Annotated in this window: 11 protein-coding genes; 9 read left to right on the top strand and 2 right to left on the bottom strand. The window is 62.0% G+C overall.

Annotation, left to right across the window (positions count from 1 at the left end; all coding sequences use genetic code 11):
• The first annotated feature begins 14 nt into the window (after positions 1 to 14).
• Both MU516_RS01765 and MU516_RS01760 read left to right on the top strand, forming a co-directional pair.
• Entirely contained in the window at positions 15 to 650 is a 636-nt protein-coding gene (locus MU516_RS01765) for a 5'-methylthioadenosine/S-adenosylhomocysteine nucleosidase (protein WP_260275481.1), read from the top strand.
• 72 nt (positions 651 to 722) lie between these two features.
• Positions 723 to 2,537 carry an ABC transporter transmembrane domain-containing protein gene (locus MU516_RS01760; protein WP_260275480.1) on the top strand — a complete coding sequence of 605 codons (1,815 nt, stop codon included), beginning with the start codon at positions 723 to 725 and terminating at the stop codon, positions 2,535 to 2,537.
• Positions 2,538 to 2,542: 5 nt separating this feature from the next.
• Here MU516_RS01760 and MU516_RS01755 read toward each other — a convergent pair whose 3' ends face one another.
• Positions 2,543 to 3,088 (bottom strand): CAP domain-containing protein, encoded by a 546-nt coding sequence (locus tag MU516_RS01755; RefSeq protein ID WP_260275479.1) that lies wholly within the window; start codon positions 3,086 to 3,088, stop codon positions 2,543 to 2,545.
• Positions 3,089 to 3,253: 165 nt separating this feature from the next.
• On the opposite strand from MU516_RS01755, the gene lysM reads away from it, so the two are divergent.
• The 5 genes from lysM to MU516_RS01730 all read left to right on the top strand — a co-directional run bounded on the left by lysM (position 3,254) and on the right by MU516_RS01730 (position 8,254).
• Positions 3,254 to 3,748 (top strand): peptidoglycan-binding protein LysM, encoded by a 495-nt coding sequence (gene lysM, locus MU516_RS01750; protein WP_260275478.1) that lies wholly within the window; start codon positions 3,254 to 3,256, stop codon positions 3,746 to 3,748.
• Between the two features lie 124 nt (positions 3,749 to 3,872).
• Positions 3,873 to 5,759: an acyl-CoA synthetase gene (locus tag MU516_RS01745; RefSeq protein WP_260275477.1), complete on the top strand. Its 1,887-nt coding sequence runs from the start codon at positions 3,873 to 3,875 to the stop codon at positions 5,757 to 5,759.
• A 96-nt stretch (positions 5,760 to 5,855) separates the two neighbouring features.
• Positions 5,856 to 6,821: a hypothetical protein gene (locus MU516_RS01740; protein WP_260275476.1), complete on the top strand. Its 966-nt coding sequence runs from the start codon at positions 5,856 to 5,858 to the stop codon at positions 6,819 to 6,821.
• A 45-nt stretch (positions 6,822 to 6,866) separates the two neighbouring features.
• Complete coding sequence (locus MU516_RS01735; protein WP_260275475.1) at positions 6,867 to 7,970, top strand: glycosyltransferase family 61 protein; 1,104 nt, start codon at positions 6,867 to 6,869, stop codon at positions 7,968 to 7,970.
• A complete protein-coding gene (locus MU516_RS01730; protein ID WP_260275474.1) occupies positions 7,967 to 8,254 on the top strand; it encodes an HNH endonuclease in 288 nt (95 codons plus the stop codon). The genes MU516_RS01735 and MU516_RS01730 overlap by 4 nt, the downstream gene beginning before the upstream one ends.
• On the opposite strand, the gene MU516_RS01725 is transcribed toward MU516_RS01730, so the two are convergent.
• The gene (locus MU516_RS01725; protein ID WP_209054647.1) at positions 8,251 to 8,883 is read right to left on the bottom strand and encodes a DsbA family protein; all 633 of its coding nucleotides are present in this window, start codon (positions 8,881 to 8,883) and stop codon (positions 8,251 to 8,253) included. The genes MU516_RS01730 and MU516_RS01725 overlap by 4 nt on opposite strands.
• A gap of 172 nt (positions 8,884 to 9,055) precedes the next feature.
• Between MU516_RS01725 and MU516_RS01720 the strand changes: the two genes are divergently transcribed.
• Positions 9,056 to 9,268, top strand: coding sequence for a hypothetical protein (locus tag MU516_RS01720; RefSeq protein ID WP_260275473.1), 213 nt, complete (start codon positions 9,056 to 9,058; stop codon positions 9,266 to 9,268).
• A 241-nt stretch (positions 9,269 to 9,509) separates the two neighbouring features.
• Entirely contained in the window at positions 9,510 to 11,849 is a 2,340-nt protein-coding gene (locus tag MU516_RS01715; protein WP_260275472.1) for a cache domain-containing protein, read from the top strand.
• Positions 11,850 to 11,857 lie beyond the last annotated feature (8 nt).

Raw genomic sequence — 11,857 nt, 5'->3', positions numbered from 1 at the left:
AGACAGGATGCGCCATGCAGGAACCGCCCCGCCCTCAGACCATCGCCGGAATCCCGATCCTGTTCGTGATGGCCGCCGAAGCCGAATACGGCCCGGCGTTGCGCGCCCGCCTCACGCCGCTGATCACTGGCGTCGGCCCGGTCGAAGCCGCGGTCCAGTTGACCGCCGCGCTGGCAGGGATGCCGGAACCGCCCGGACTGATCGTGTCTCTGGGATCGGCAGGATCGAACCGGCTGGCGCAGACCGAGATCTATCAGGTCGGCGCTGTCGCCTATCGCGACATGGACGCATCGGCACTGGGGTTTGAACGCGGCCGGACGCCGTTCCTGGACCTTCCGGCCCGGATCGAACTGCCCCACCGAATCCCGGACCTGCCAACCGCAAGCCTGTCCACCGGGGCGAACATCGTCAATGGCAACGCCTATGCCGGCATCGCCGAAGACATGGTGGATATGGAAACATTTTCTCATCTGCGCGCGGCCCAGCATTTCGGCATCCCGCTGATCGGATTGCGCGGCATCTCGGACGGGGTTGCCGAGTTGCGCGAATTGTCGGACTGGACAGAATATCTGCACGTCATCGACGAAAGACTGGCGCAGGCTGTGGACGCGCTGGCGAACGCGCTGCGCGACGGGCGGCTGACCCCATAACGGCCCGCGCCTTGTCCTTCCACGCCCCAGCGCCTAAACCTTGGCCGGGGAGACATTCAAGAACAGGCAGATATGGCACGCGGAACGCGCACCCTTGAAGACAGGCCCGCCAGCAAGAAGGTCGGGGCGCTGCGGGCGTTGTGGCCCTTTGTCCGGCCCTATCGCATTCAGGTCACGCTGGCGCTGGCTGCACTGATCGTCACGTCGGGGATCAGTCTGATCCTGCCTCTGGCGGTGCGCCGGGTCGTGGACAATTTCGACGACGGCGCAGGCCTGCTGGACAAATATTTCGGCGCCGCCCTGGCCATCGTCGCATTGCTGGCGCTTGGCACAGCGGCCAGATACTATTTCGTGACGCGGCTGGGTGAACGCGTGGTCGCAGACATCCGCAAGGCGGTCTTCGCCCGCGTCATCACCCTCAGCCCCGGCTTTTTCGAGCGCGTGATGACTGGCGAGATCCTGTCGCGCATCACGACCGACACGACCCTGATCCAGTCGGTCATCGGATCGTCGCTGTCGATCGCGCTGCGCAACATGCTGATCCTTGCCGGGGGGATGGCGATGCTGGCCTTCACCTCGCTGAAGCTGATGGGGCTGGTCGTGCTGATCGTGCCGGCGATCCTGGTGCCGATCATCGTGCTGGGCCGCCGTCTGCGGATGCTGTCGCGTGCCAATCAGGACTGGATCGCGACCTCGTCCGGCGCGGCGTCCGAAAACCTTCTGTCGGCACAGACAGTGCAGGCCTATACCCACGAAGCCCGCAGCATCGCGCAGTTCGACCATGTTACCGAACAATCCTACGATGTCGCGCTGACCCGGATCGGCACGCGGGCACTGATGACCGCGATCGTGATCTTCCTGATCTTCGCCGGGGTGATCGGCGTGCTGTGGATCGGCGCGCGGGACGTGCGCGAAGGCGTGATGACGGCAGGCCAGCTGGTCCAGTTCGTCATCTATGCGATCCTTGTCGCCGGATCGACCGGGGCCCTGTCGGAAATCTGGGGCGAGTTGCAACGTGCCGCCGGCGCCACCGAACGACTGGCCGAACTGCTGACCGCGCGCGACGCACTCAGCGACCCGGCCGATCCGGTCGCCCTGCCCCGACCGGTGCGCGGCGAAATCGCGCTTCAGAACGTCAGCTTTCATTACCCGACACGACCCGACGCCTCGGCGCTGGAGGGGGTGGACCTGACCATCCGTCCGGGCGAGACCGTTGCCCTTGTCGGTCCGTCAGGCGCAGGCAAGACGACCGTGATCCAGTTGATCCAACGGTTCTGGGATCCCGGCACCGGCCAGGTCACGCTGGACGGGATCGATCTGCGCGACATGCGCCGCGACGATTTCCGCAAGGCGCTGGCGCTGGTGCCGCAGGATCCGGTGATCTTTGCCGCCTCGGCACGCGAGAATATCCGTCTTGGCCGCCCTGACGCCCCGGAATCCGAAGTCGAGGCCGCCGCGCGCGCTGCCCACGCCCATGATTTCATCGTCGCATTGCCGCAGGGTTATGACACGAAGCTGGGCGAACGGGGCGTGATGCTGTCCGGTGGGCAGCGCCAGCGTATCGCCATCGCCCGCGCGATCCTGCGCGACGCGCCCGTTCTGCTGCTGGACGAGGCCACCAGCGCGCTGGACGCGGAATCCGAGGCGCTGGTGCAAGCCGCCGTCAACCGCCTGTCCGAGGGGCGCACGACAATCGTCATCGCGCACCGGCTGGCGACTGTGAAGAAGGCGGACCGGATCGTGGTCCTGGATCACGGCCGCATCATCGCACAAGGCAGTCACGACGATCTGGTGGCGGAAGGCGGCCTTTACGCGAGGTTGGCGAGGATGCAGTTCACCGACGGCACCGAACTGGAACGTCCCGCCGCGACGGCGGTCGCGGGGTAACGCCCCTATTTCGGCGCGGCATAGATCGCCGACCAGTATCGCGTCCGGCCATCCGAACCGATGGCCTGACCGATCCCGTAGTCGCGCACCTGCGGAATGTTGATATTGTCCAGATGCCCTTGCGAGGCATTCCATTCGGACAGGACGCGGGGCAGGTCGAAGGGTCCGGCCGCAATATTCTCGGCCGTCAGGCGCGGCGCGTAACCACGGGCCTTGACGCGAGGGCCGGGGCCGGATGTCTTGCTGCCGCGATGCGTCATCACCCCGCGCTTTGCCATGTCGCAGGCATGCTGCGCGGCCACGTCGGCCAGCAGCATGTTCGACCTGACCGGGGCAAGGCCGCTGCGCGTTCGCGCAGCGTTCGTGGCCCGCGCGCCTGCGGCGTTCTGCGCGGCGGTCGTCGCGACACAGGTCGCCTTGCCGGGCGCAGACGCCTGCACATCACCCGGATCGCGCGGTTGGGCAACCTGCGTGCTGTCACCACAGGCGGCCAGTGCCACGCACGCCAGCATCGGTGCCGCGAGGCGTTTCCAGTGAACCATTTTTTCCATCCGAACAATCCTGTCTGTGGTCAAGCCTAGGGTCGCCACCCCGATGCAGCAACCTCAGGTTGAAAAACACTTTAGTGATCGGCGATGCCTTGCCGCGAGGCGTCTTGACCAGACGCTGCCATTCTGCGCCCCTGTAGGAAACATAACCCGCAGAGGAAGACACACATGGCGATCTGGGATTTTGTCAAGGATGCCGGGAAATCCATCTTCGGAAAAGCCGAGGCGGCGACTCCCTCGACGCCCGCGGAGGAAAAGCCTGCAGGCGAATCGGCAAAGGCCGATGACACCAAACGCAAGGTGGCCGCATTGAAGGCCGAATTGCGGGCGCTGGATCTTGATTCAGATGACGTCCACCTGACGCTGAAGGGCGACACGGTCAAGATCGAATCCCGGGGCGCAGACCGGGCCACCATGGAAAAGCTGATCCTTGCCGTCGGCAATATCGAAGGGATCGCCAAGGTCGAAGCCGATCTTCCGCAGGAACAGGCCGCACCGGTGTTTCACACCGTCAAGAAGGGCGAGACGCTGTCAGGCATCGCCAAGCAGCATCTGGGCAGCGCCAACAAGTATCACGCCATCTTCGAGGCCAACCGCCCGATGCTGAGCGATCCGGACAAGATCTATCCGGGCCAGGTCCTGCGAATCCCGCAGGACGCCTAGTGCGGTCGATCTGACGCCGCGTTTCACAGGGCGGGGCGGGCTGGACCCTTGCCCCGTTTCCCACCTTTGTCTCATGGTACGCCGATGGGAACAGGCACCCGACGGGTCCTGAAGGGAGGGATAGATGAGCCGTTTCAGCAACTACGACGACCGGGATCGCGTTCAAAACGAGATGCCGTATGAGCAGCGCGATCTGCCCAAGACGATTCACGGCTTCCTGACCCGGACCGCCGAACGTTTCCCCGACCGCCCCGCGATCAGCTTCCAACTGCTGTCAGGGCCGCGCGATCATGCCACCACGCTGACCTGGCGTGAGGTGCTGGAACGGGTCACCGAAACTGCCAATCTGTTCCGCAGTCTTGGCGTGGGACCGACCGATACGGTCGCCTATCTGCTGCCCAACAGCATCGAGACTCCGATCGTGCTGCTGGCCGGCGCCACCGCGGGCATCGTCAACCCCATCAACCCGCTTCTGGACGCCGAGCATATCGCCGGCATCCTGCGCGAGACCAATGCCAAGGTGCTGGTGACGCTGAAGGCCTTCCCGAAATCGGACGTCGCCCAGAAGGCCGCGGCCGCCGTGGCCCAGGCCCCGAACGTCAGCCATGTCGTCGAGATCGACCTTCGGCGGCATCTGCGCGGACCCAAGCGCCTGCTGGTTCCGCTGCTGCGCCCGAAGGTCAAGACACGGCATCACGCGAAGATCCTGGACTTCGAGGCCGCCACCAGCGCCCAGAAGCATAACCGCCTGATGTTCGACGACCCCCAGCAGGACCGGGTCGCGGCCTATTTCCACACCGGCGGCACCACCGGCACACCCAAGGTCGCGCAGCATAAATACAGCGGCATGATCTATAACGGCTGGCTTGGCGGGACATTGCTGTTTGACGAAACCGACGTTCTGATGTGTCCCCTGCCGATGTTCCACGTCTTTGCGGCCTATCCGGTGCTGATGTCGTGCATCGCCTCGGGCGCGCATGTGGTGATGCCGACGCCGGCAGGCTATCGCGGCGACGGCGTCTTCGACAATTTCTGGAAGCTGATCGAACGCTGGCATTGCACGTTCCTGATCACCGTTCCGACCGCGATCTCGGCTCTGATGCAGCGACCTGTGGATGGCGACGTATCGACGCTGCGGACCGCGATCTCGGGGTCGGCGCCGCTGCCGATCGAGCTGTACAATCGCTTCAAGGCGGCGACCGGCGTCGAGATCGCCGAGGGCTATGGGCTGACCGAGGCGACCTGCCTTGTCAGCTGCAATCCCGTCGATGGAATGAAGAAGGTCGGCTCGGTCGGAATTCCGCTGCCACATACGCATGTGCGGATCCTCAGGCATGACGATGCGGGCAACGTCCATGATTGCGGCATCGACGAGGTGGGCGAGATCTGCATCGCCAATCCGGGAGTCTTCCCGGGTTCGACCTATACCGAAGCCGACAAGAACCACCGGCTTTTCGCCGAGGACATCTATCTTCGGACCGGCGATCTGGGCCGTCTGGACCCCGACGGATACCTGTGGATCACCGGCCGCGCCAAGGATCTGATCATCCGTGGCGGCCACAATATCGACCCCGCCGAAATCGAGGAGGCGCTGTTGTCGCACCCCGCCGTCGCCTTTGTCGGCGCGATCGGGCAGCCGGACAGCTTTGCCGGTGAATTGCCCTGCGCCTATGTCGAACTGGTCGAAGGCGCCGAGGTGACGGTCGAGGAGCTGGCCGACCACGCCCGCACTCATATTCACGAACGCGCCGCCGTCCCCAAGCATCTCGAGATTCTGGCGGAACTTCCCAAAACCGCGGTTGGCAAGATCTTCAAGCCCGACCTGCGGCGCATGGCGATTCGGCGTGTCTATGACGCCGCGCTGGAAGGCACCGGCGCGCATGTCGTCGAAGTGATCGAGGACAAGAAGCGCGGTCTGGTCGCCTGCCTTGCTCGCACGGATGGCGCAGACAGTTCAGAGATCGCGCGGCGCCTCGGCGAATACACCCGCCCTTGGGAGTGGGCGGAATGACACCTGATTCTCAGAGAAAGCATTGCATCCACAGGACTTTGAATGTGATGGTCACGCAGCCCGGATTTCGACCCGCACTGCAGGAATACGCAACCCATGCCGAACCCCGAAGACGACGAAATCGAGACCTTCGACGGATCGGAAGGTGAGATTGCACCCGAGCCTTGTCCGTCTTGGCTGCGTGATTTGCGTCGCTCTAACCATCGCACGGGGTTCTATCAAGCGCTTGGCAATCACGCGCTGGTGTTCGTCGATCGCGACTCCGCAAACCTGATCGTCAGCTTCGACAACCTATCATCAGTCCGCGATGATGTAGTCGATCGGGATCCTTGGGGCTATGGTTTCGCATCCAAATTCGGCTGGTCACATCTTGGGGTAATGGCTTTTCGGCCTGACTGGTTCCGCGATCCGAAGTTGTTTCGGGAGATGCGGCGTCTTGCCGATGAAGGGTTTTTCCGTCGGTTTCGCGACGTTACCCTGACGGGCACCTCAATGGGCGCCTATGCTGCATGCGCGTTCGCATCGCTGGTGCCGGATTGCAAGGTGATTGCCTATTCGCCACAGTCCACGCTTAAGAAAAAACTGGTTCCTTGGGAAAAACGATTCTCGTCTGGCCGCAAAGCCGACTGGTCGGGCCCCTTCGCAGACGCGGCGGCAGAAATCGGGGCGGCGGCGCAAGTCTGGTTGGTCTATGATCCTTTTCTTGAGGAGGACCGAATCCATGCGGAACGGTTCTCAGGAAAGAACGTGCGATTTATGAGAATGCGCCATGCAGGTCACAAGACAGCGCTGACATTTCGTAGGGCCGGGCTTCTCAGCGATGTAACCCGAGACGTCGTTGAAAACAGAATGACCGACGCCCGCTTCTATGCCGCCTATCGCGCCAGCCGTCGCGTTCCTTGGTTCTTGAACGAAGTTGCAGACCGCGCCGCGGCGAGGGGTCGGCCAGACCTCATCGCCCGGCTGGTGCTGTTTCTGAGGCGCAATGGCCAAGGATTTGCCGCGCATGGCATTCGAAAGCGGTATCTTGTGGGTACACCTGACGATCCGATACAGACTTGATCGCATCTACATCCGCATCTGAGCGGGCGCTTCCGAGGATTTCTTTTGCTACTTGAACTTGATAACCCGGTCGACAATCTCGTTCGCATCACTGACGGGCTAGTCGTTCCGCCCCAAGCACAGACAGGTGCGCGGCAGTTGCCGTCGGGTGTGCTGACGCCGCATGGACACTTCGTTGAACAGTCGATCAGTTGGAGCAACTCGACGACGCCGGTCAACAGCGCGCCGACCCTGCCGACCAATGCGGAAATCCGGGATTTGCCAGGCAGCTATATCTTCGGCGGCATCTACTATGGCCACTTCGGTCATTTCATTGTTGAGTCACTGGCTAGAATCTGGGCGCTGGACGCAGTCGGACATCGCGTGGACGGGATGATTTTTACCCCGAAGACCCCCCGTATCACTCAGCATCATGTCCAGCATTATCGTCAGGTTCTGACCTCGTTCGGAATCGAGCTGCCGATCGAGATCGCCCATGAAGTCACGCGGATCGAGAATCTGTATGTCCCTCGCCAGGGTTTCGGCATGTTTGATCTGATTGACGGCAGCCCTGAGTTCCGCGACTACATCAACCGCCATGCAGGCCAGAACGTGCCCGCTGAGGGGCCCGAACGGCTATATGTTTCCCGCTCTCTACTGCCCACTCATCGAGGCAGCATTCTGGGGGAATACAAGGTCGAAGAATATCTCGCTGCGGAGGGTTACGAGATCTTCCATCCGCAGAAGTCTTCGCAGAACGAACAGATCGCACGGTATCGCGCCGCGAAATACGTCATCGGCACGGATTGTTCGCCACTGCACTTGCTGGGATATGTCGGGAATTCTGGGCAGAAGGCAGCGGTTCTGACCAGACGCAGCATGGAAATCGGAGCCTTTCTTGTAAGGCAGCTGAAGGTCTTCAAGGGCATGCAGGCAAGCGAGATCAACTGTCTTTTGAATGACTGGATGCCACAACCCGGATCGCGACCAAGCCGCTCGTCGTGGGGAGAAGTGGATTTTCCGCGCATGCACGCCGAACTTCTGGTTGCGGGTCTTATCTCAAATCCGACGCCGTGGCCCGCTCTGACGCGTGCCGAACGTGATGCCGAGATCAACAGACTGGAAGAATCGCATCGGACCACGTTCAAACCCTTCCGTCCCGAGACATGAGCCAGGACGGGGATATCCCCGTCTGTCCGCTTTGCGGAAGACCGATCCCGCCGGGCGTGCCGCAAAGCCGCCATCACCTGACGCCGAAGCTGCGCGGCGGGAAAGGCGGACCGACAGTTCTGTTGCACCAGGTCTGTCATTCGACCATCCACAAGACCCTGTCGGAAACAGAGCTGGCGCGCCGTTATAACAGCGTCGAGGCGCTGCGCGGCCACCCGGATCTGGCGCGTTTCTTCGCCTGGGTCGCCGGACGGCCGCCGGCATGGAAGGGCAAGATACGCTAGCCGGCCAGCGTCTTGCGGGCGCGGCCGATCAGATCGCGCATCTCCTTCAGGGAAAGTTCACCAAAGATGCCTTCATCGCCGGCGATAAAGGTTGGTGTCCCGACCAGCCCCATGTGGTCGGCAAGCTGGAATGACAACGAGATGTGGTCGGCGACACGCTGGCTGTCCATGTCACGGCGCAGTCGCGCCTCATCCAGTCCGACATCGCGCGCCGCGCGCATCACCGTCGCCTCGGCCGCGCGGCCCTTCATCGCCATCATTGCACTGTGGAACTGCCAATACTTTCCCTGATCCAGCGACGCCAGCGACGCGCGCGCAGCAAACTCGCTGTCCGGCCCGAAGACCGGCCATTCGCGGTAGACAACGCGCAACTGCGGGTCTGACGACACCAGTTTCTGCACCGTTCCCACCATCTTGCGGCAGAACGGACAGTTATAGTCGAAGAACTCGGTCAGGGTGATATTCCCATCCGGATTTCCCAAGACAGGTGCGTTCGGGCTGCGTTCCAGAGCCTTGCGCAGTTCCTCAGGCATCGGGTTTGCGCGCTCTGATCCCTGACCCAGCGCGGGCACACCGGCGGTGACTGCGACGGCCGCAGCCGAGATCAGCATATGGCGGCGATTGGGCATGATCGTCCTTTCGGTCCTGTGCAAAGCTTTCTGGTTATATTCGTAGGTGCGTATGCGACCAGGGAACAGTCACGATCTGGTGCAATCGCGTGCACCGGTCGGCGGTTTTCCTTTGAGATTTGCCGATTCGGTCGCATCCTGTTCACTCGACCAGACCGTGAAAGGAGCTTCCATGACAGGCCGTATCCTCGTTCCGCTGGCGCTTGCCGCATTCATGGCCACACCAGGTCTTGCGCAAAACGCCGACTCAAGTGTTCCCGTGATCCAGGCACCCGAGGCAGAAAAGGCACCGCAAGCGACGGACACCAGGTTGCAGTCCAAGCCTGCGACGATCACGCCGGCGCGCAAATCCGATTGCGGCTATCGCAAGCAGGTCATGTCCTGATGACCGCCTTGCGGTGAGCCTGATCAATTCGACAAACGCTGCCCGACCTCGCCCTCGGCGGAAGGGCTTTGCTGCGCCGCGCCCGCAAGGCCCGCGAAGTTTTTCGATGGTCGGACGGCGCACATCTATTTCGACGCATCTATCGTAATCCTTCACTGATACCCTGTTTTTCCACCTGATCTTGCGCAACCGGCACCTTTCGCGCAAAGGTCGTTGAAATTGGACCTTCAGTGATCGAACGATGAGAAATTCCCTTGCCGCCATGCTTGCCATCGGCCTTGCCGGGCTTCAGTTCGTGGCGGTTCTGGCGGTCGTATTCTCGTCCTATCTGACTTCGCAGCAAGTACTTCTTGATCACGCAAGAAGTCTTCTCAGCGATGTCGGCCACACCACGGCCGAACATTCTAAGGGGTTTCTGAACCCGGCTCAGGGCGCGGCCGAACTGGCCGCCAGGCTGGCACAGCACCGGGTCGTTTCCGCCGAAAATCCGCAGATGCTGGAACAATTCCTGTTTCAGCAACTGCGCATCACACCTCAGTTCTCGGGACTGTATTTCGGCGGCGCGGATGGCAGCTTCGTCTATGTGATGCGCAGCAACGACGGCCCGGCGCCATTCAGATCGAAGCTGATCACCTTCGAGGATGGCGTCCGGAAGGTCGAATTCATCTGGCGGACGGAAAATTTCGCTGTGGTGACGCGGAACGTGGATCCCACCGACACCTTCGATCCGCGCAGTCGGCCTTGGTACAAACGCGCGAATGATCAAAGGTCCACGATCTGGACCGAACCCTATATATTCTTCTCGTCGCAGCAGCCGGGCATCACGCTGGCCGCTCCGGTTCGTGGCGGGGTCTCGACGCTGCGTGGTGCGGTGGGCGTCGATATCGAGATCAGCAGCATATCCGACTTTCTGTCGCGGCTGCAGATCGGCGAAAGCGGAAAGGCGCTGATCGTCAACAGCAATGGCGACGTCATCGCGCATCCCGACGAGTCATTGATCAAGACTGAAAGCAGCGACGGGACGTTAAGCTTTGTCAACATCACCCAGTTCGGCGATCCGATCGCCCGCGAGGCATTCGCCGAAATGGGCGAGAAATTCGACCTGCCCGTTAGCCGGGAAGTGTATTCAGAATTCACCTATCGGGGCGCCAACTACATCGTCAACGTTCTTCCCCAGATCAGCGAGCAGCTGCCCTGGACGATCGCCGTCTATGCACCACGTGACGACTTCATCGGCGAAATCAGGGAAAACCGCACGACGAATATCTGGATCGCCGTTGCCGTCGCAGTCGTGACCGGACTGATCGGGCTGCTGCTGGCGAATTATATCTACAGGCCGGTTCGCGCGTTCGCGGTACGCTCGGCGCTGATTTCTCAGGGAGAAGCAAGCCCGACCGATCCACTGCCGCGGACCTACAGGGAACTGACCCACGCGAACGAAGCGCTGATGCAGGAGATTGTCGCCCGCAAGAAGGCCGAACGCGAATACGGCCAGACTTTCGATCTGTCGTCACGGGCGATGGCGCAGATCTCGCCCGATACGGGGCGCTTCCTCAAGGTCAACGCCAAGCTGTGCGAGATCACCGGCTACACGGTGCATGAATTGCTGTCTATGCGCTATACCGACCTGACCCCGCCACAAGACCCGCATCTGTTCCTGCCCTCGGCCTTTGCCACAGACGACGCGTTCACAAGCAACCGGGAAGCACGGATCCTGCACAAGGACGGCCATCCGGTCAGCCTTGCGGTCAACGCCATCCTCATTCGTGACCATAACGGCGAACCGCTGCACGCCGTGGTGACGCTTGACGACATCACGCAGATGAAAGCCCGCGACAGCGAGATCGCAAGGCTCAACCGCGATCTGTCACATCTGGCGCGTGGCAATACGATGGGCCAGATGGCAGCCGGGCTTGCGCACGAGTTGAATCAACCGTTGTCCGCCATCGCGCAGAACGCCGATACCGCTTTGCTGATTGCCGAACAGGCCCAGAACAGCGCCCCCGAACTGCGCGAGATCCTGAGCGAGATCGAAGGCCAGTCACTGCGCGCGGGCGAGATCATCCGGGCATTGCGCGGCTTCATCAGCAAGGACGGGGCGCAGGCAACCGTGTTCGATTTCGCCGAGTTGCTGGAGCAGACGCGCCGTCTTGTTCAACCCGAGGCGGTCGAGGCAGATGTCACGATCATCGCGGACCTGCCGAACCTGCCGCCCGTGCGCGCCAACCGCATCCAGATCGCTCAGGTCCTGGTCAATCTCATCCGCAACGCGATCGAGGCCATGTCCGGGGCGCATTCCCCCACCAGACGCGTCATCATCAGCGCCGAAGGTCAGGACGAATTCATCCAGGTCACGGTCGAGGACACCGGGCCGGGCATCGACCCAGGCATCAACCTGTTTTCGCAGTTCGAGACGACCAAACCGGCTGGAATGGGGTTGGGTCTTTCGATCTGCCGGTCCATGATCGAGGCGAATGACGGGGAACTGCACCTGGACAGGGACTATACGGGCGGCGCCCGCTTCCGATTTACGCTGCGCCGTGCCCCGGTCGCGGAAGCCATTGCCCCGGCGACAGCCTGACGTGGAAT

Origin of the sequence: Paracoccus maritimus, assembly GCF_025195095.1 — a bacterium.
GTDB classification, from domain to species: domain Bacteria; phylum Pseudomonadota; class Alphaproteobacteria; order Rhodobacterales; family Rhodobacteraceae; genus Paracoccus; species Paracoccus maritimus.
Note: the sequence above shows the minus strand (reverse complement) of the source record. Positions and strands in the feature narration are given on the sequence as shown.